Raw genomic sequence first — 19,817 nt, 5'->3', positions numbered from 1 at the left:
TGTCTAACCCGTCCAATGCCTGAGGACACGCGAATCGCTGAAGCTTCGCCGTGCCAAAATGCGTCCGCTCTACCTAATCAGAGCCGGGTTAAAGCGATGTTAACCATGCATGCCTGGACGTGCATTCCGAGCAGGGAAATGAAAAAAGGCCCGAACCTTGGAAGGTCCGGGCGAAATGCGGTCTATGGCAGCTTTTCCGGGTCTAACCCGGAAAAGCTCGAGATAGGCCGCGACGGGCCGTGCAGCGGCGCCCTTTTGCCGGGCGCCGCAAACCCAGTGATCAGGAAGAGTGGTAGGCGGCTTCGCCGTGGGTCGAAAGGTCGAGACCTTCGCGTTCGGCTTCAACGGTGACACGCAGGCCGATCACGACGTCGACGATCTTGTAGAGGATCGCCGAGCCGATGCCCGACCACAGCAGCGTCGTCAGCACGCCCTTGGCCTGAGCCCAGACCTGGGTTGCCGTGCCGGCATAGGAGGCTGCGAAGTCTGCAGTCGAATAATCGACGATGCCTGCACCGCCGAGGGCCGGGTTGACGAGGATACCGGTGCCGAGAGCGCCGATGATGCCGCCGATGCAATGGACGCCGAAGACATCGAGGCTGTCGTCGTAGTTGAACTTGTTCTTCACGACGTCGACGAAGAAGTAGCAGACCGGCGAGACGATGAGGCCGAGAACGATCGCGCCCATCGGGCCGGCAAAGCCTGCCGCCGGGGTAATGGCGACGAGACCGGCAACCGCGCCGGAAGCGCCACCCAGCATCGAAGCCTTGCCGCGGGTGAGGGATTCGACGATGCACCAGGACACAGCGGCGGCAGCCGTTGCGACGAAGGTGTTGATAAAGGCAAGCGAGGCATAGGCATTGGCTTCGAGGTTGGAGCCGGCATTGAAGCCGAACCAGCCGACCCAGAGCAGCGAGGCGCCGACCATGGTCAGCGTCATCGAGTGCGGAGCCATGATTTCTTTCTTATAGCCCGTACGCTTGCCGAGCATGATGGCGCCGACGAGGCCCGCGATACCGGCATTGATGTGAACGACCGTGCCGCCGGCGAAGTCGATTGCGCCGTAGGAGAAGATCAGGCCGGCCGGCGAGGTGTAGGAGCTCGGACCGCCCCAGAACCAGACCATATGGGCCATCGGGAAGTAGATGAAGGTGACCCAGAGCACGACGAAGAGCATGACGGCCGAGAACTTGATGCGCTCGGCGAATGCGCCGACGATCAGGCCGGGCGTGATGCAGGCGAAGGTCATCTGGAAGACGATGAAGGTGTATTCCGGAATGGCGACGCCCTTCGAGAAGGTTTCGGCGAGCGACGACGTGTTGACGCCGGCGAGGAACGCCTTGGAGAAGCCGCCGACGAAGCTGTTCAGCGAGCCGCCGTCGGTGAAGGCGAGCGAATAGCCATAGGTCACCCAGATCAGCGCCACGACGGCCGTGATCATGAAGACCTGCATCAGCACCGAGAGCATGTTCTTGGCGCGGACGAGACCGCCGTAGAAAAGCGCAAGGCCGGGGATGGTCATCAGAAGGACGAGCGCCGAGGAGACGAGCATCCAGGTATTGTCACCCTTGTCCATGGTGAAAGCAGGAGCAGCAGCGGCGGTGGCAGCTGGTGCAGCCTCCTGCGCGAAAGCAACGGCCGGCGCCAGAAGGGCAACCGTTGCTGCGCAAACACGCGCAAAGGTGGAAGAAAACTTCGAAATTGACATTGGGTAAAGCTCCTTGATCTGCCGTTCTTACAGCGCTTCTGAATCGGTTTCGCCCGTACGGATGCGCACGGCATGGTCGATCGAATAGACGAAGATCTTGCCGTCACCGATCTGGCCGGTCTTGGCCGATGCAGCGATGGCCTCGACCGCCCTGTCGACGAGTTCCGATGCAACCGCGATTTCGATCTTGAGCTTCGGCAGGAAGCTGACTGCATATTCGGTGCCGCGATAGATTTCGGTGTGCCCCTTCTGGCGCCCGTAGCCCTTAACCTCGGTTACGGTCAGCCCCTGAATACCGATCGCCGTAAGGGCTTCGCGGACCTCATCGAGCTTGAACGGCTTGATAATGGCCATCACAATTTTCATCTGGTTTCCCATCCTTCGTTATCCTCGGCGCGGAGCCGACTCTCCTTGCCGCTGACATTCCTGAACAGCGACCGGCGAATACACATTCAAGGGGCGTGCCAGATTCGAGGCAGATCGTAAGTTATTGAAAAGTAAAGGTTATAATAAAGAGCGCCAATAAACAGGCAAATGATCGGCCGATAAGCGCACAAATAACGCGCAAATTCAAAAAGATGCACATTATTTATTCATTTGCCTTTTTCCGAATCAGTCCTTCCTGCGCGACAGAGGCAATCAGCTCACCCGATCGGGTAAACAGGCTTCCCCGGGTTAATCCTCTGGCGCCTGAAGCTGACGGACTGTCCTGCGTATAAAGCAGCCAGTCGTCGAGCTTGCAGGGTCTGTGGAACCACATGGAGTGATCGAGGCTCGCCACCTGCAGGCTCTGATCGAAGATGGACGTTCCGTGCGCATAGAGCGACGTATCGAGCAGCGTCATGTCCGAAAGATAGGCAAGCACCGCCGCCTGATAGAGCCGGTCATCGGGAACCGGGCCGGTGGCGCGCACCCAGACATCCTGTTTGGGATCGAGCTTCCTGTCGGAAAAATAATGCGTCAGCGAGACGGGACGGATCTCGATAGGCCGCTCGCGCTGCCAGTATTTTCGGATCGCCTCCGGCGCATGCGCGAGATACTGTTCCTTGATCTGCTGCTCGCCGAGCAGCGCCTCCGGCATCTCGACCTCGGGCATCGCGATCTGGTGCTCGAAGCCCGGCTCCTCCACCTGGAAGGAGGCCGACAGCGCGAAGATTGCCTTGCCGTGCTGGATGGCGACGACACGCCGCGTGTTGAAGCTCGATCCGTCGCGGATACGCTCCGCCTGGTAGATGATCGGCACCGAGGGATCGCCGGGCCGCATGAAATAGGCATGCAGCGAATGGACGAAACGTTCGCCCTCGATGGTGCGCTGCGCCGCCATCAGCGCCTGGCCGATCACCTGGCCGCCGAAGACCCGCTGCCAGCCGACCTTGGGGCTGCGGCCGCGGAAGATATCGACCTCGATCGGCTCGAGGTCGAGCGTCGAAAGCAGCGCCTCCATCGCCGAAGGCCCTGATGTCTCGCCCGTCATTTTCTATGTCTCCCAGCGGTAGGAAGTGAAGTTGCGATGATCTATATAGAGCACATCTGAGGCATAAGGTACGGGAGCGGTGCGATGCTGGACATGCTGGTTGTGGGCGGGGGTTATGTCGGCCTTTCCGCCGCTGTCGCGGTCAAACAGGCGGCGCCGCATCTGAATGTCGCCGTCGTCGAGGCGGCTCCCGAACATGTCTGGAAAAACGATACGCGCGCTTCCGCCATCATCGCGGCGGCGGCAAAGATGCTCGAGGTCTTCGGCATCTGGAACGAGATCGAGCCGGAAGCCCAGCCGATCACCAAAATGATCGTCACCGACTCCAAGACCTCCGATCCGGTGCGTCCGGTTTTTCTGACCTTCGACGGCGAAGTCGCCGAAGGCCGGCCCTTCGCCCACATGATCCCGAACGTCGTGATGGTCGCAGCCCTGCGCGGCGCCTGCGACCGGCTCGGCATCGACATCCGCCACGGGCTCGGCGCCACGGAGCTGAAGACCCATGACACCCATGCCACTGTCACGCTTTCGGACGGCAGCGCGCTGGAAACCAAGCTATTGGTCGCCTGCGACGGCGTGCGCTCGACGCTGCGCGATCTCGCCGGCATCAGGACCGTCACCTGGGACTATGGCCAGTCCGGCATCGTTGCAACCGTCGAACACGAGCGGCCGCATGGCGGGTGCGCCGAAGAACATTTCCTGCCGGCCGGCCCCTTCGCCATCCTGCCGCTCAAGAACAACCGCTCCTCGCTCGTCTGGACAGAGCGCACGCCGGATGCCAACCGGCTGGTCGCTGCCGACGACCTGATCTTCGAGGAAGAGCTCGAACGCCGGTTCGGCCACAAGCTTGGGAGCCTGAAAGTGATCGGCGACAAGCGCGCCTTCCCGCTCGGCCTGACGCTCGCCCGCTCCTTCGTCGCGCCGCGTTTCGCACTGGCCGGCGACGCCGCCCATGGCATCCACCCGATTTCCGGTCAGGGGCTCAATCTCGGCTTCAAGGATGTGGCGGCACTTGCCGAAACCATCGTGGACGCCGATCGGCTCGGCCTCGATATCGGCTCGATCAACATTCTCGAACGCTACCAGACCTGGCGGCGCTTCGACACTTTCCGCATGGGGGTGACGACGGACGTCTTGAACCGGCTCTTCTCCAACGACGCAACACCGATCCGCATCGCCCGCGACGTCGGCCTCGGCATCGTCGACCGGCTGCCACGCCTCAAATCCTTCTTCATTGGCCAGGCGGCCGGAACGACGGCAAAGGACAATCCGCGCCTGCTTGCGGGAGAGACGATTTAACTTTTGTTTTTACGCAATTCCCAGCAAATTCGCTTCGCGGTTTGCCTGGGAAAGCCGCTTCGCACTAATCGTCGAGGCGGCGGGCCTCGGACACCAGCATGATCGGAATGCCGTCGCGGATCGGATAGGCAAGCCGTGCCTTTTCCGAGACGAGCTCATTCTGCTCGCGATCATAGGAAAGCCGGCCCTTGGAGAGCGGGCAGACCAGGAGGTCGAGCAGTTTTGGATCGACGCGGCTGAGTTTTTCATCCATGGCTGAAGTCTACTGCAGAACCGTGTCGGAGTCACCGAAGACACGCGCCAGCACGATTTCGGTAATGGCGATCAGCGTCTCGGCCCGCGTCTTCAGGTCGGGCGCCTCCAGCAGCGCCTGCTTTTCCGCCGGCCCGAAGGGCGACATCATCGCCAGCGAATTGACCAGCGTCAGGTTGCTCGCCCGCTCGACGCTCTCCCAGTCTGCCTCCAGCTTGTTGGCATCGAGATAGGCTTTGAAGGCGGTCAGAAGCGCTGCGCGGTCGACCGCCTCCTCCTCGTTTGCGGCCGAGAGGTCGGCGATGAACGGGGCGATACGGAAGATGCGGAAGGGATCGCCGGTCGCTTTCTCCTCCAGCAGCCGGAAGCGGCAGACGCCGGTCAGCGATACGATATAGCGCCCATCACCGGTCTCCGCGAAGGAGGTGATGCGGCCGAGGCAGCCGACAGCGGCAAGGTTGGGCTCGCCGCCCTTGTCCTCGTGTTCGCCGAGCGCCGGCTGCACCATGCCGATCAGCCGGTTTCCGCTCAATGCTGCATCCAGCATCGCTAGGTAGCGCGGCTCGAAAATGTTGAGGGGAAGCTGCCCGGCCGGCAGGAGGAGGGCGCCGGTCAGGGGGAAGACAGCGATCGCATCAGGCAGATCGCCCGGCTTCAGGTATCTGGCATTCCCGACTTGCATGAAACCGTCCCGCATTCTTGTAACGGGCATGCCCGTCTTCACGAGAATGTGGTGCCCTCGCCCGAAAACGCAAGGGCAGGTGCTCGAAACTTACAGCCCCGCGCGTCTTTTTAGACGCGCAAAAGGACGCTGTAAAACTTTGAATCACTGCATAGTGCCTTAAATCGATTCCGATTTAAGGCACTATGCAGTGGCGCATACCCCGAAAATCGGAATCGGTTTTCGGGGTATGCGTAGATTCAAACTGACAGCATGTCTTGTCGGACGCGCGGCGATCTAGAGCATGATCGAAAAGTGTGCGCGGTTTTCGGGCGAGATCATGCTCTATTTCTTTGATTTAGATCAGGATTCAGATTTTAGGCCGATCAGGCCTAAAATCATCCTGATCTACGAGAACAGCATCGCCGAAAGTTTGCGGCGCGCTGCAACCGTCGCTGGATCCTTGAAGCCCCAGACCTCGAAGAACTGCAGCAGCTGGCGGCGGGCGCCATCATCGTCGAAGGCACGGTCCTTGCGCATGATCAGCAGCAGATGGTCGGCCGCCTCGTCGCGCCGGCCTTCGACATTGCGGATCTTGGCGAGCTTGATCCGCGCCTCGTGGTCATCAGGATTGGCGGCCAGTTCACGCTCGAGGGCAACGGGATCACCAAGCTTGCGGGCCTCTTCGATCTGCTCAAGCTTCATCAGCACGGCCTGGATGCCGGCGTCTTTCGCCAGCTCTTCCGGCAATTCCGTCAGTATTTCTCGCGCCCGCTGATGCTGGTTGGCGGCGATCATGCATTCGGCCATTCCGGCAAGCGCCTTGGCATTCTCGGGATCGGCCTGCATCACGGCGCCATAGAGCTGAGCGGCCTCGTCGATATTGCCGGCGGCAAGCAGTTCCGCCGCTTCCGCAACCACCGCTTCGATTTCGGCCGCCTCGTCGGCACCGGCCGGACCGGCGATCCGGTCGATGAACTGCTGGATCTGGCTTTCCGGCACCGCGCCCATGAAACCGTCGGCAGGACGGCCGTTGACGAAGGCGATGACGGCGGGGATCGACTGGATGCCGAGCTGGCCGGCGATCGAGGGATGGTCGTCGATGTTCATCTTGACCAGCCGGACACGGCCCTTGGCCTCGTTGATCACCTTTTCCAAGACCGGCGTCAACTGTTTGCACGGGCCGCACCAGGGCGCCCAGAAATCGACCAGCACCGGCTGCTTGCGCGATTCCTCGATGACGTCTTTGGCGAAATTCGCGGTCGTCGTCTCGGTGATGTAGCTGCCGGCCGCAGCCGCGGGCTCTGGTGCCGCGCCGAAGCTTGTGCTCGCCGTCATCTGATTTCCGAAGGAAGCGTTATAGGGGTTGTCGCTGCCGCTCATAGGTATCTCCCGCCGCGCCGATCCTTCCGGCGTCTTTGCTAAAGCATGTCGCGCAAAACTGTGGTGCGGTTTTGCGATAAAGGCATGCGCAAAACCAAAGACTAAAGCGCGGCAAGCGAATCTAAAAGATCGCGACGCGCTTTAGCGCTAAAATCGTATGTCAGGACGTCACTTTCAAGACAAGCGGCTTATGTCCGGTCGCTTCCATGAAACGGATAAGGTCGCTGCTCGCAATCGAGGTCGTCGCATCATTGGATAGCGGATGGCAGTTGACGATCTCGTGCGCCATCAGCTCGGCATCGAGTACGAAGGTGACATTCTCGGCAGTATCGTTGATCGCGCCGAAGGCCGTGACCGCACCCGGAACGACGCCGAGATACTCCATCAGCTTCTCCGGTCTGCCGAAGGAAACCCGCCCGGACCCGCCGATGGCATTATGCACCTGCTTGAGGTCGACGGCAGCATTTTCCTCCACGGTCAGCAGAAAATACCTGTCCTTCTTGTCCTTTACGAAGAGGTTCTTGGTGTGACCACCGGGGATTTCATCGCGCAGGGTCACCGATTCCGCCACGGTGAAAACAGGCGCATGGTCGACCGTCTTATGGGCGATGCCGAGCCCTTCGAGAAAGGCAAACAATTCTTCTCTTGTCTTCGGGGCATTTTCTGACATGGGGCAATCCATTGGGCAGGAAGGGAAAAAAGCGAGGCGTCCTGATTAAGTCGGTCCACATCGTTTGGCAATCTTTGCGACCGACGCTTTGCCCCGCATTTGCGGCCTTTCCGCCGCGCGTCTGCGCGCATCAGAATTTTTCTTCGCCTCTCCGTCATTTCCCTGTTGCATTTGAAAACCCGTTAGGCCATATAGCGCCGGTCGCCGCGAGGCGGCGCCGACGGTCCAACAACTACCCCGGACCGATGCGGATTGAGCGGGTGTAGCTCAGGGGTAGAGCACAACCTTGCCAAGGTTGGGGTCGAGGGTTCGAATCCCTTCGCCCGCTCCAGTTTTCCAATTGCCCATACCGAAGACATAGGTGACAACCTCGTGCCGAACGGGTTATCTATGGTTTGCAAAGCCCTCTGCTCCAGGTCGAAATAACCCAGACCATAGTGCATGAAGCTGACGAGCCAAATACCGTCATCGACCTCCTTGATTCCCAGTTTCTGTCCGGCCAGCGCGGTCGAGATATTGATCTTCTTGCGATGCAGGCAGATGCGTCCGAAATTGGTGACCAGCACTCGCGATCATGGGATAGTCGATCTCGGGCAGACGCTTGTAGAAGCGGTTTGAGGGCCGATAGATATCTGCCGGATGCCTCATTTCCAGCGCCTCGTGCGGGCGTTCTTCGTTGAATTCGCTGATGAAGCCATCGAAGCGTACCTGCTGTTGAAGGGTCGTTTGCCGGGCGGACGGGTGGCCTCCTCCTTCAACGTCAGATGCAGGCGCTCGTGGCGACCGTTCTGCTGCGGATGGCTTAATGCATTCGATACCTGCCGAGCCTCAACCACCAGACCGACAGGTTCGACAGGTTGTAGAGCCCGTTGGGGCTGGCAAAGGGCAGGCCTTTTAGGCCAGGGTCATGCCGCCATCGACATGAAGCTCGATCCCGTTGACAAAGCTTCCTGCATCGGAGGCGAGGAAGAGTGCGGCGCGCGCCAACTCTTCCGGTCGGCCGAGACGGCCGGCGGGGATCAGGGAAGCCATGTAATCTTCGAATGCCGGCCGCTCGGCCTCCGATACGCCCAGCTTGGCGAGGATTTCCGTCTCGACCGGTCCCGGGCTCAGGATGTTGACGCGGATCCGCCGCGACTTGAATTCGATCGCCCAGTTTTTCGCAAAGGCGGCGGTTGCTGCCTTTGAACCGGCATACACGGTGTGGTCCGGGAGGATCTTCGTGGCCGCGAGCGAGCTCGTAACGATGATGTTTCCGCCGTCGCGAATCAGAGGGGCGATCGTCTGCACGCCGAAAAACACGCCGCGCGTATTGATTGCGAAATGCCGGTCATAGTCTGCCGGAGTCACCTCGGCGGAGGTGGTAAGATTGATGATCCCAGCATTGGCCATGTAGATGTCGAGCCCGCCGAAGCGGCTCTTCACGGTGTCCGCCAGCCTGCGATGATCTTCCAGGTCGGCGGCATCACCCACGAAGCCGATGGCCGAGGGACCGATTTCTTGCACGGCGCGGTCGACAGCATCCTGCCGGCGCCCGGAAATGATGACCTGCGCTCCTTCTTCCGCGAACAGCCGAGCGGTCGCCTTGCCGATGCCGCTGTTGCCGCCGGTGATGACGGCGACCTTGTCTTTGAGGTGTTGCATTGTTTATCTCCTTTCAACGAGAAATTAGATAAACGCTGCCACCCTTCGTCATTAGATCGTGGGCGGGCACATGATCTGTGCCGAGGAGGTGCAAATGCCGAATCTGCTCAACGAGATGCCCGGATTGATGGCTTTTGTGCGGACGGTAGAGGCCGGATCGTTCAGCGCCGCGGCCCGCGATCTGGCGACGACACCGTCAGCGGTGTCGAAGAGCGTGGCCCGGCTGGAAAAGAAGATTGGCGCCCGGCTGTTCCTGCGCTCCACGCGCGCCCTGATGCTTACCCAGGACGGGCAACTTTTCTTCGACCGCGTTGCGCCGCTGTTGCGGGACCTGGATGCAAGTGAAGAGGCGATCAGGTCCGACGTTGCGCCCTCGGGTCGCTTGCGCATCAGCATGCCTAGCGAAATGGCCCCTCTACTGCTGCCCCGCCTCTTCGGAAGCTTTGCAGCCGAGTATCCGAACCTGCATCTCAAAGTCGGACTTACGGATCGGTTCGTCGATCTGATCAGGGAGGACTACGACGTCGTGCTGCGCGTTGGAAATCCCGCGCCGGGGGACCTCATGGTTCGTCACCTGGCCGACCTGCCGATGACGATCGTCGGGTCTCCGGCCTTTCTGAAGACCTGGGGCAATCCTGCAACTGCCGAAGCACTGGCGGCTCTGCCCTTTGCCCGCTATGCGCTGGATGGTATCACGCAGCCTCTGCGTCTGCCGGACGGGACGAGCTTCATTCCCTTCGGGCGCGTCGATTGCGATTCAGGGGCCGCACTCATTCAGGCTGCGCTGAGTGGGCTGGGAGCGGCCTATCTTCTGCGATGTCTGGTCGCGAAAGACCTGGCAGGCGGCACGCTTGTTACACTCGCTGCGGGGTTTGCGTTCCCTAGCGCTCCCTTTAATGCACTGCACGCCTTTGGCCGCACCGTGCCGTTACGCGTAAAACTGGTCTGCGATTTCATCGCCCGCGAGGCAAAAGCCCTCGAAGCCATCTGAGCACCTGATGTTGGGTTGGTCAGAATCCCGGTCCGCCGGTCTCGCGCATCGTCGGGGGTAAGGTCTCCCATGCCCGGATCAGCCCACAGACGGAGCGGACCTCCATCTTGCGCATGACATTGGCACGGCGCAGCGCGTCACCACCTCGCGTAGGATCTCGCGCTCGCGATGCGTCAGCGTCCCTAAACGTTCAAGATTGCGCTTGACGATGATCACCTCCGTGCGCCGGGGCCATCCAACGCGATCTGGTCTGACACCGGCTTGGAGAGGAGATCCACAGCGCTCGCCTTCATCGTTTTGGCAGCCGACACTTGGGAAAAGGCGGTGAGCTTCAATCAACGGCCCCGATCATTGCGGGACGTATCTCTCGCGGGTGCATCCAACAAACCGGCGAAACCCCGGGCGATTGCCGCATGCACATGCGTCAACAGCAATTGCTCTGCAGCGGCAGCAATCGTTCTGGCGCAGCCGCAGATCGGTTTCGCTAGATCATTAGAGGACACGCCAGCGGTGAGTGTGTCGCCGATCGCTAAAGACTTCACCCGCATTGACCGCGCCTCCCGCCCAGGAAGCGTAAGCCAACCAGGATTAGCACCAAGATAGAACACAGGAGTTTTCGAAGATGAACCAGATGATCAACAATACTCAGGAGGCAAGCATGAAACTGGACAACACCTTACATCCCAGCAGACCGGCGCCCGAAGAGCTGGTTCCGTCGCGCTATGCGGTGCGGATCGGCGAGATTGACGTGCTGGTGATCAGCGATGGCGTACTGCCGCTCCCAACCGCGATGCTGGGACACAACGCCGAGCCGGCCGCCCGGGCCGCCTGGCTGGGCGACATGTTCCTGCCGCCGGACGCCTTCGACTGGGCACTAAACGTGGTCGTGGTGCGCAGCGGCGGGCAGACCATCCTTATCGATGCTGGGCTGGGATTGGACCCGGACTTGAACTTGCCGCGAGCCGGGCAGTTGATGAAGCGACTGGAGGCCGCCGGCATCGATCTTGGATCCGTGACCGACGTCGTGCTTACACACATGCACATGGACCACGTTGGCGGGCTGCTCGTCGACGGGGTGAAGGAACAATTGAATCCGGACCTGCGGATCCATGTGGCGGCTGCCGAGGTCAAATTTTGGGAGTCGCCCGATTTCTCCCACGTCTCGATGCCGGCGGGCTTCCCCGACGCGCTTCGGGCGGCCGCCAAGCGGTTCGCCAAAGAGTATCGCAGCCATCTCAGGCTGTTCGAGGATGAGCATGAAGTGGCGCCGGGCGTGGTCGTCTCTCGTACCGGCGGGCACACCCCTGGGCACAGCGTGGTCCGCGTGGCCTCAGGCAACGACCGTCTGATGTTTGCCGGCGACGCCGTGTTCGCGGTCGGGTTCGACCACCCCGACTGGTTCAACGGCTTCGAACACGACCCCGAGGAGGCCGCCCGCGTTCGGGTCCGGCTTTTGCGGGAGCTTGCAGCGACCGGCGAACTGCTGGTGGCAACGCATATGCCGTTTCCTTCCGTTGGCCATGTTGCAGTCGACGGCGACGCCTTTCGTTGGGTCCCGGTCTTCTGGGACTACTGACCACTTGTTGAATTAAGGCCGAACCGAAGCGTGCATCCTTGAAGGCCGTGCCCAGCTCGGCCTTCAAGTCCGAGCTTCAACCAGGCCTTCACCTATCCACCTATTGAACCACGCGCACCGCATAGGCGCGCAGCAAATGGAGCGTCTTATGAAAATCGTGATTATCGGCGGAACCGGCCTGATCGGTTCCAAGACCGCAGAGCGCCTGCGCAAGAAAGGGCATGAGGTCATTGCCGCTGCCCCGAGAACCGGCATCAATACCCTTACCGGGGAGGGCTTGACGGAAGCACTCAAGAATACCGACGTAGTGATCGACCTCGCGAACTCGCCATCCTTCGAGGATAAGGCCGTGCTTGAATTCTTTCAGACGGCGGGCAAGAACCTGATGGCAGCGGAAATCGAGGCCGGCGTGAAACACCACATCGCGCTTTCCATCGTCGGCACGGATCGGTTGCCGGATAGCGGCTATCTTCGAGCCAAGGTCGCCCAGGAAAAGATCATCCGGGAAGCCAGCACTCCCTACACCATCGTGCGTTCCACACAGTTCATGGAATTTCTCGGCGGCATCGCCCAGGAGGGCACGGTTGGCGACACGGCCCGCTTGTCGACAGGTTCCCTGCAGCCGATCGCGTCCGACGACGTCGCCGATTTCGTGGCTGACGCGGCGCTTGCTGCGCCGGTTAACGGCATTATCGAAATCTGCGGCCCCGAGCGTGCGCGTCTTTGCGATTTCGCAGCGCGCTACCTCAAGGCGATCGGAGATTCCCGCACCGTTATCGCAGATCCGGATGCCCGCTATTTCGGCACCAAACTGGAAGACGGTTCGCTCGTCTCCGACAATCATCCTCGCATCGGCCGCATCGGTTTCGACGATTGGTTTGCGACAACGCCCAGAAAATAACGACTTGCGTATGGGCCGCCTGATACGCGGCCCATGCGCCCGTAGCATGACATTTTGATGGCTACGCCAAACATCGAAAAGATGTACAAAAACAATATTTTATAGAAAACTACGATCTACTCTAAATCACGAAAGGATGATAAACATGATCAAGTCATTGGCTTTTGCCGTCGCATTGACGGCTCTCCTGTCAGGTTCGGCTCTTGCGCATGATGCGCCGGGTGGCGGGGAGGGCGCAAAGGTTACGCTGGTCTATGACCACAAACTGCCGAACGTACCCGGCAAGAGCATGAAGGGCGTTCTCGTCGAATATGCTCCGGGCGGTTTCTCGGAGGGCCATACACATCCAGCGTCCGCCTTCATATACGCGACCGTTCTCGAAGGCGCGATCCGCAGTCAAGTCAACGGTGGCCCCGTCACTGTCTATAGCGCGGGTGAAAGCTTTTCGGAATTTCCGGGCGATCGCCACGGTGTCAGCGAAAATGCCAGCAAGACTAAGCCGGCAAAGCTTCTCGCTGTCTTCGTGGTCGATACCGCTGAGCAGGAACTGACCTTCCCGATCAAGAAATAGATGGCCTGGCCGCGCACACGATGCCGTGCCCGGCAATTCTGTGACGCAGACCATGATCGGTGGACCCAACTATGTCAGGTGATGACAAGTTCCTGCCGCTTGTCCAACACCATGGGAATTGCCGGGATCGTCGTGTGGCACATTCAGGGCTGAAACCGTCCGACAGGTCGCCCGATCGTCCTGATCCTTTTCTTTACCGGCATGAGTCTCGTGCCTTTTATGCATCGCGCCGCACCAGCCCGATGGTACCAGCGCGAGAGCCATCCGGGGCCGCGGGATGCGCGAGCGCGCGCATCGGTCTGCCTGGGGCAGCAGCAGCGAACTGCTCGGCTCCGAGGTCACCAGTCAGCCTCGCGCTGATAGCATAGAGTTCTCCTACCACTTTCTGAATCCTATCTCTCCGACCATCGGATGATGGAGTCATGGGGCTTCGGCCTCAACCGGCTTACAGAAAACGCGGCGGACTTTCCCGATATCGGGACAATGCAAGCTTGTTTTGAGCAAATAGGGAGACGATCAGGTTTCCAGGTGAGAACCAGGCGGTCTGCTCCTTGCGGCACGCCCTCAAAGATCGCTTACGAACCGAAAGCACTCGGGAACAAATGATCGATGAAAGATAAGTTGCGTCAGGAACAAGCCGGAATATGGCAAGCTGCGCTCCTATTCGGAGCGCAGCCTCATCTCGGGATCCGATCACAGTTTGGTCACGTGCTCCGGATCAGCTGAGGCCAGCGCAGCGGCGCGCTCGGGCTTCGGCGGATAGATCCAGACGGTGTTGATCTCCTGCTTGGTCGCCTTCGCTTTCTCGCCAACCATCTCCACCTTGCGATCCCATCCTCGCGTAAAGAGGGCTCCGGCATCGCCGAGGTCGAGGCAGGTGACATAGGCTTCCTGATGATATTGCCGTGCTGGCACGCCCAACAGTTCAGCGGCGGCATTGTTGCCCGCGAAGGCGCCCATGCGTGTGGCGTGCTGGCACGACATCAGTGCATAGTTGCCGCAGTCATCGCAAGCGGCGCGCGCCGCATCCCCGGTGGCGAAGACGCCGGGTACGGACGGCACGCGCAGGCAGCCATCGACCAGCAGCCGGTCGAACTTGTCACGCTCGCCGGGAATTTTGGTGGTCAGCGGATTGGCCCGTATGCCTGCCGCCCAGATCACGGTCATGGTTTCGATATGCTCGCCGGTACTCAGCGTAACTCCGGATCTGTCCAGCGATGAAACGCCGGCATTGAGCCGCGTTTCCACACCGAGCTTGCGAAGTGCGTCCTCGATGATCGGGCGCGGACCTTCGCCCATGTCGGGGGCTACCGCGCTGCTGCGGTCGACGATAATGACACGCGGATTGGCGGTTTTGTCGGACAGGGTCCGCAGCCGCGAAGGCATCTCGGTCGCCGCCTCGATACCAGTGAAACCGGCGCCGGCAACAACGATTGTGTCGCGCGCGGCCGTGGCCGGCATCTTCGCAAGCTCGTGCAGGTGGCGATCAAGGGCAATGGCGTCATCGATGTTATCGACTCTGAAGGCGTATTCGGCGAGGCCGGGAATATTCGGACGGAACAGCCGGCTGCCGGTGGCGAGCACAAGGCGATGATACTGAAGGGACCTTCGTTCGCCCTTGGCATTGACGACGTCTACGGTGCCGGCCTTCGTGTCGACCGTTTCAACGCTGCCCTGCACGTAGGCGACATCGACGGCATCAAATACATGCTGCAAGGGTGCCGTCAGGCTCTCGGGCTTCGGCTCATAAAGCCGGGGGCGGATGACGAGCGTCGGTTCCGGGGACACCAGCGCGATTTCGAGCTCTTCGGGCGAAACGCCTTCGATATCGCGCAGGCGGGCTGCGGAAAGTGCGGCGTACATGCCGGCGAACCCGGCGCCTACAATCACAAGTCTCATGTTATTCACTCCGTGGTTTGTGGTTTCAAAGGGGCCGCACGTCACCGTTGCCGCTCCCGATGGGCGGCGAGATGGTCGGCAACGATGGCGCGCGGATTGGTGAAGCGATGTCGCTCAGGCGGTGATAAAGGCCAGCATGTCGGCATTGACGACATCTGCATGGGTCGTGCACAGACCATGCGGCAGTTTCTCGTAGATTTTCAGCGTGCCGGCCTGCAGGAGCTTCGCCGACAATGGAGCGGCAGCACCGATGGGACCGATCTGGTCGTCATCGCCATGCAACACCAGCGTCGGCACGGTGATGCTCTTCAGGTCCTCGGTGAAATCCGTCTCCGAGAATGCCTTAATGCCATCGTAATGCGCTTTCGCGCCGCCCATCATGCCCTGACGCCACCAATTTGAGATGATCGCCTGCGAGGGCTCGGCACCCGGGTGGTTGTAGCCGTAGAAGGGGCCACTCGGAAAATCGCGATAGAACTGCGAACGGTTGGCGGCAAGCTGGTTGCGCAATCCGTCGAATGCTTCGATCGGCAAACCGCCGGGATTGGCGCCGGTCTTCAACATCAATGGCGGCACGGCCGCAATCAGGATCAGTTTGGTAACGCGACCCTTGCCGTACCGCGCGACATACCGCGCGGCTTCACCGCCGCCGGTAGAGTGGCCGACATGGATCGCGTTGCGAAGATCGAGGTAGTCGATCATTGTGGCAACATCGGAGGCGTAGTGATCCATGTCATGACCGTCGCTCACCTGGCTCGATTGGCCGTGGCCGCGGCGATCATGAGCGATCACGCGAAAGCCTTTGCCGAGGAGGAAGAGCATTTGATTATCCCAATCGTCGGAACTGAGGGGCCAGCCATGGTGAAAGACGATCGGCTGAGCGGACTTCGGTCCCCAGTCCTTGTAAAAAAGCTGAACACCGTCGCTGGTTGTAATGGAAGTCATTGTGCTGATCCTTTGGAGAATATTTGTTTCGGGCGCCCGTCCTCGCCGGACGGACAGTTGCTAAAATCGGATATGCAAGCCGCTACGGGTCGCTTCGTTGCGACCGACCCGTAATCGGTGTCCCAGACCATCCTTTGTCTCCGCAGGATCCATTGGTATGGGCGCAATGGTGGTTTAGCGAAACACGTCTACGGCTGCGCCAGAGGGATTGGTGCCATTGCAGAGCAATTGCGGTTTAGCGGGTGCTGCCGCAGTTTATCGCCCGGCGTTTTACCGGTCAGCTTTCGAAATGTGGCGGCCAAGGCTGTTTGCGAGGCGCAGTCGAGTGAGGCTGCGACTAAGGCCATGCCATGGGGATTGCGCCGCATGGTCGTCGCGTAGTCGCGCCGATGGCGTGGAAGCGAAGAACGGGACAGTCAGCCGTGGCGGCGGCGCCAATCAGTCGGTGTTTCACCGGTCAATTTTCGGAATGCGGCTGCAAATGCTGTTTGCGAGGCATAACCGAGAGAGGCTGCGACCAGCGCAATCGAATTTTGAGGATCGCGCAGCATGTTTATGGCCTGCTCAAGCCGATATTGACGCAGCCAGTTGTGAGGTGAAAGCCCCGTGCTTTCCTTGAAAGCGCGACAGAAATGAAAACGCGACAGCCCGGAATCGGCAGCGAGAGCGCCGAGGGAGACGTCCGCGTCGGCGTCCGACCGCAATCGTTCGATGGCCCGGCGCAGCACGCTCGGCGCGAGGCCGCCGAGCGCCGGCTGATAGCTCGGTGCCTTGCCTGTGTGCGCAGCCAGCAGGCGCGTGGCCAGAAGGTCGGTCAACTGCTGCCTAAACAGTGTATCCAGTGCCGTATTGCCTTCCAGGACATCGGCTGCGCTCAGAAGCAATCGGGATGTAATGAGGTCCGGATGCGCCGTTCGCTCCAAGAGATCGGTCGGCGTCAAAGTATCGGTTTCGTCGGCGATGCGCGTCAGTGTCGAGCGGGGAAGATAGAGCTGAACGACATCAACCGGTTTTGGAATATCCCATCGGGAGCTTGATCCAGCGGGGATGATGATCACAACTCCGCGACGAAACGTTCCGCTCTCGATCGACCTTCCGGACCGCCGTTCCATGCGCTGTATCGCGCCGTTGTAAGCCATAATGACGTGGTCGGTCATCGGCTCGACGACATCATGCAAGGGGCCGTGATTCCAGTGGGCGATTGCACCGCCGGAGGGGTCTGCCGCTAGATGAATTGGCGCAGTCCTCAGAACGCGCGACATCTCGTTTGCAGGATTGTGGTCAGCAGCAGGCATTTCGTCCCGGCGGGCCTCGATTGCCTCATCCGGCGAGCTCTCGAGAGGATCACTGGAGCCAGGCAAGCTCATGGTTGCGCGCTCGTTGACAGGCGCTGCCTATGTGCGATCCCGACAACTATCGCGGGCTCATTGAGCATCCGCCTATGATGGCCGACGTTGTCAGTCCTACTACCCATGACATCCCTCAATGTCGCGAGCGATTTCGCCGTGCTTTTGATTAGTCGCGTTGTGTGATGCAGGGTAAATATCAAAAACTTTCGAGGGCAAAAACCTATTCTCGAGGATAGGTTGCCTTCGCCACCGGACCTCGTTCTTAACCGATAAAATTAGATGTTTGCATAGCGCCACGATTGACGCCCTTGCGCCAACGCACGGCAGGGATCGTATGGGTTCCGAAACTCATGTGGAGTGGGCAGGCACATCGACTTTCTGTTGGGCGAACCTGTCGAGCGCTTCGCTGAATTCATCAGCCAGCCAGACCCCCACCATAATCTATATAGCACTTCGGAATCCCGAAATTGGTTGCGGTATTGAAATCATTGGACGTATCTCCGCGGCGACACCGCCAGAAACGCGACAAATTTCGGAATCCCGAAGCGGTGGAATTTCGGGATCCCGAAGTGGGACTTTTTCTTATATCGACGCGACGGCGTTTGTCGGCAGCAATCGGCCCGCGGCATCCGACGGAAAAAACCGAGTCGGTCGGGGCTCACCGATTACGGCACCTTCCACCTCGATTCCGGCTTAGAACATCAAGATTGCAATTTATTTTGGTTGATTGGTTCGTTTGTAAACTTATTGTCGAGGCAAAAGGACGCGTCTTCGGATCGAAGCCCGAATGTTCAGTTTATCGCCGCACAAACTCCGTCGACCGACACAGATCCACACCCGGCGCGAGCCGGGTTGCCAGCATCGCCGCCCATAACTTCCTGATTGCTCCCAACATCAACTGAGGTTTCCCATGCGCATCGCCGTCGGTGGCATTCATACCGAGTGCAGCACATACAATCCCGTCCTGAACGAGGAGAAGGATTTTCGAGTATTACGCGGCGAAGCGCTGCTGGCCGCGCCCTATTTCGCCTTCCTCAGGGATTATGATGCCGAGTTCCTGCCGACGATCCATGCGCGGGCCATTGCGGGCGGCCCGGTTTCGCGCGCCACCTACGAGGCCTTCAAGGGCGAATTCCTCGAGCGGCTGAAGCCGATGCTGCCGCTCGACGGTCTCTACCTCGCCATGCACGGCGCCGTGTATGTCGAGGGCATGGAGGATGCCGAGGGTGACTGGATCAGCGCGGCCCGAGCGCTGGTCGGCGAGGATTGCACGGTCTCGGCAAGCTACGACCTGCACGGCAACGTCACCCAGCGCATCATCGATGCGCTCGATATCTATTCCACCTATCGCACCGCGCCGCATATCGATGTCGAGGAGACGATGCGCCGCTCCGTCTCCATGCTGGTAAGGAGCTTGAAAACCGGCGAGAGGCCGGTCGTTCTCTGGGCACCGATTCCGGTCGTGCTGCCCGGCGAGCGCACCAGCACCGTCGATGAGCCGGCAAAGAGCCTCTATGATATGCTGCCCGGGATCGATGCGCTTGATGGCGTCTGGGATGCATCGCTGATGGTGGGTTACGTCTGGGCCGACGAACCGCGCGCCACGGCCGCCGCCATCATGACCGGCACCGACCGCGCCGTGCTGGAACGCGAGGCCAAACGTCTCGCGAGGGCTTATTGGGATGCGCGCGAAGACTTCGTCTTCGGCTGCGAGACCGGCTCGCTTGAGGAATGCGTCGAAAGGGCGATCACGAGCCCGACCGCCCCGGTGGTGCTTGCCGAATCCGGCGACAACCCGACCGGCGGCGGGGTCGGAGATCGGGCTGATGTGCTGGCAGAGCTGATCGCCAGGGGCGCCACCGGCGTCGTCTTTGCCGGCATCGCCGACAAGGCCGCGACCGAGGCTTGTTATGCCGCAGGCATCGGCGCCGCGCTGGAGCTCAGCGTCGGCGCCTCGCTCGATACCAAAGGCAGCAAGCCGGTCTCCGCCCGATTCATCGTCAAATTCCTGCACGAAACTTCTGATCCGACCGACCGCCAGGCGGTGATTTCGACCGGCGGCATCGATCTCGTGCTTTCCGCCAAGCGCCGGCCCTATCACAATATCGCCGATTTCACCCGGCTTGGCCTCGACCCGCACCAAGCGAAGATCATCGTCGTCAAATCGGGCTATCTCTCGCCGGAACTGGCGCCGATTGCCAATCCGAACCTGATGGCGCTATCAACAGGTGTCGTCGACCAGTTCGTCGAACGCCTCCCGCGGCTGCGCAAGCAGCATCCGACCTACCCCTTCGACAAGGATTTTGCCTTCGAGCCGCAGGTCTTTCTCTCCGCACGCTCGACGCCAGGCTGAGGTTCACCTGAACCAATTGCGTTTTTCTGGATGATTATGCCGATCGTGCCGCCTCCCTTCGGCGCGATCGACCGGTTCCCCGTATCGCGGCAACGCCAGGGATTGAGCAAAAAACGGGCAGATTTGAATTTGCACAAAAAA

17 protein-coding genes, 1 tRNA gene and 2 pseudogenes are annotated in these 19,817 nt (G+C 60.3%); 7 read left to right on the top strand and 13 right to left on the bottom strand.

The window, feature by feature from the left end; translation table 11 throughout:
* Window positions 1-280: 280 nt before the first annotated feature.
* The 3 genes from HFO99_RS00815 to tesB form a co-directional block, all read right to left on the bottom strand.
* Entirely contained in the window at window positions 281-1,708 is a 1,428-nt protein-coding gene (locus tag HFO99_RS00815; protein ID WP_222334722.1) for an ammonium transporter, read from the bottom strand.
* Window positions 1,709-1,735: 27 nt separating this feature from the next.
* Window positions 1,736-2,086: a P-II family nitrogen regulator gene (locus HFO99_RS00810; RefSeq protein WP_003543684.1), complete on the bottom strand. Its 351-nt coding sequence runs from the start codon at window positions 2,084-2,086 to the stop codon at window positions 1,736-1,738.
* A 211-nt stretch (window positions 2,087-2,297) separates the two neighbouring features.
* On the bottom strand, window positions 2,298-3,182 hold the full coding sequence (tesB, locus tag HFO99_RS00805; protein WP_222334723.1) for an acyl-CoA thioesterase II: 885 nt from the start codon (window positions 3,180-3,182) through the stop codon (window positions 2,298-2,300).
* 84 nt (window positions 3,183-3,266) lie between these two features.
* Between tesB and HFO99_RS00800 the strand changes: the two genes are divergently transcribed.
* Complete coding sequence (locus HFO99_RS00800; RefSeq protein WP_222334724.1) at window positions 3,267-4,481, top strand: ubiquinone biosynthesis hydroxylase; 1,215 nt, start codon at window positions 3,267-3,269, stop codon at window positions 4,479-4,481.
* Between the two features lie 64 nt (window positions 4,482-4,545).
* On the opposite strand, the gene HFO99_RS00795 is transcribed toward HFO99_RS00800, so the two are convergent.
* From HFO99_RS00795 to HFO99_RS00780, 4 genes are all read right to left on the bottom strand, one after another.
* Window positions 4,546-4,734, bottom strand: a complete 189-nt coding sequence (locus HFO99_RS00795; RefSeq protein ID WP_017966162.1) for a Trm112 family protein — start codon at window positions 4,732-4,734, stop codon at window positions 4,546-4,548.
* A 9-nt stretch (window positions 4,735-4,743) separates the two neighbouring features.
* Entirely contained in the window at window positions 4,744-5,430 is a 687-nt protein-coding gene (locus HFO99_RS00790) for an LON peptidase substrate-binding domain-containing protein (RefSeq protein WP_222359226.1), read from the bottom strand.
* 372 nt (window positions 5,431-5,802) lie between these two features.
* A complete protein-coding gene (gene trxA / locus HFO99_RS00785) occupies window positions 5,803-6,777 on the bottom strand; it encodes a thioredoxin (RefSeq protein WP_222334725.1) in 975 nt (324 codons plus the stop codon).
* A gap of 160 nt (window positions 6,778-6,937) precedes the next feature.
* Window positions 6,938-7,447, bottom strand: coding sequence for a prolyl-tRNA synthetase associated domain-containing protein (locus HFO99_RS00780; protein ID WP_222358497.1), 510 nt, complete (start codon window positions 7,445-7,447; stop codon window positions 6,938-6,940).
* Window positions 7,448-7,703: 256 nt separating this feature from the next.
* Between HFO99_RS00780 and HFO99_RS00775 the strand changes: the two genes are divergently transcribed.
* Window positions 7,704-7,778, top strand: a tRNA-Gly gene (locus HFO99_RS00775).
* 37 nt (window positions 7,779-7,815) lie between these two features.
* On the opposite strand, the pseudogene HFO99_RS33225 reads toward HFO99_RS00775, so the two are convergent.
* Window positions 7,816-8,339, bottom strand: a pseudogene (locus HFO99_RS33225) (integrase core domain-containing protein); the annotation flags it as partial.
* Between the two features lie 2 nt (window positions 8,340-8,341).
* Complete coding sequence (locus HFO99_RS00770) at window positions 8,342-9,091, bottom strand: SDR family NAD(P)-dependent oxidoreductase (protein ID WP_027666963.1); 750 nt, start codon at window positions 9,089-9,091, stop codon at window positions 8,342-8,344.
* Window positions 9,092-9,185: 94 nt separating this feature from the next.
* Between HFO99_RS00770 and HFO99_RS00765 the strand changes: the two genes are divergently transcribed.
* The gene (locus tag HFO99_RS00765) at window positions 9,186-10,082 is read left to right on the top strand and encodes a LysR family transcriptional regulator (protein ID WP_222358494.1); all 897 of its coding nucleotides are present in this window, start codon (window positions 9,186-9,188) and stop codon (window positions 10,080-10,082) included.
* 19 nt (window positions 10,083-10,101) lie between these two features.
* Here HFO99_RS00765 and HFO99_RS33220 read toward each other — a convergent pair.
* A pseudogene (locus HFO99_RS33220) lies at window positions 10,102-10,381 on the bottom strand (DNA-binding response regulator); the annotation flags it as partial.
* Between the two features lie 323 nt (window positions 10,382-10,704).
* On the opposite strand from HFO99_RS33220, the gene HFO99_RS00760 reads away from it, so the two are divergent.
* The 3 genes from HFO99_RS00760 to HFO99_RS00750 all read left to right on the top strand — a co-directional run bounded on the left by HFO99_RS00760 (window position 10,705) and on the right by HFO99_RS00750 (window position 13,130).
* Complete coding sequence (locus HFO99_RS00760) at window positions 10,705-11,658, top strand: MBL fold metallo-hydrolase (protein ID WP_222358491.1); 954 nt, start codon at window positions 10,705-10,707, stop codon at window positions 11,656-11,658.
* A gap of 148 nt (window positions 11,659-11,806) precedes the next feature.
* Window positions 11,807-12,559 (top strand): SDR family oxidoreductase, encoded by a 753-nt coding sequence (locus HFO99_RS00755; protein ID WP_222358488.1) that lies wholly within the window; start codon window positions 11,807-11,809, stop codon window positions 12,557-12,559.
* 145 nt (window positions 12,560-12,704) lie between these two features.
* Complete coding sequence (locus HFO99_RS00750) at window positions 12,705-13,130, top strand: cupin domain-containing protein (protein ID WP_222358485.1); 426 nt, start codon at window positions 12,705-12,707, stop codon at window positions 13,128-13,130.
* Between the two features lie 693 nt (window positions 13,131-13,823).
* Here the strand turns inward: HFO99_RS00750 and HFO99_RS00745 are convergent.
* The 3 genes from HFO99_RS00745 to HFO99_RS00735 form a co-directional block, all read right to left on the bottom strand.
* Window positions 13,824-15,029: an NAD(P)/FAD-dependent oxidoreductase gene (locus tag HFO99_RS00745; protein WP_222358483.1), complete on the bottom strand. Its 1,206-nt coding sequence runs from the start codon at window positions 15,027-15,029 to the stop codon at window positions 13,824-13,826.
* 114 nt (window positions 15,030-15,143) lie between these two features.
* Window positions 15,144-15,974 carry an alpha/beta fold hydrolase gene (locus HFO99_RS00740; RefSeq protein WP_222358481.1) on the bottom strand — a complete coding sequence of 277 codons (831 nt, stop codon included), beginning with the start codon at window positions 15,972-15,974 and terminating at the stop codon, window positions 15,144-15,146.
* 416 nt (window positions 15,975-16,390) lie between these two features.
* Window positions 16,391-17,341, bottom strand: coding sequence for a helix-turn-helix domain-containing protein (locus HFO99_RS00735; protein ID WP_222358479.1), 951 nt, complete (start codon window positions 17,339-17,341; stop codon window positions 16,391-16,393).
* Window positions 17,342-18,233: 892 nt separating this feature from the next.
* On the opposite strand from HFO99_RS00735, the gene HFO99_RS00730 reads away from it, so the two are divergent.
* Window positions 18,234-19,676, top strand: a complete 1,443-nt coding sequence (locus tag HFO99_RS00730; RefSeq protein ID WP_222358477.1) for a M81 family metallopeptidase — start codon at window positions 18,234-18,236, stop codon at window positions 19,674-19,676.
* Window positions 19,677-19,817 lie beyond the last annotated feature (141 nt).

This window comes from Rhizobium leguminosarum (assembly GCF_019798305.1).
Lineage (GTDB): Bacteria > Pseudomonadota > Alphaproteobacteria > Rhizobiales > Rhizobiaceae > Rhizobium > Rhizobium leguminosarum_U.
The sequence above is the reverse complement of the archived record's forward strand: the minus strand, read 5'-3'. Positions and strand labels throughout refer to the sequence as shown.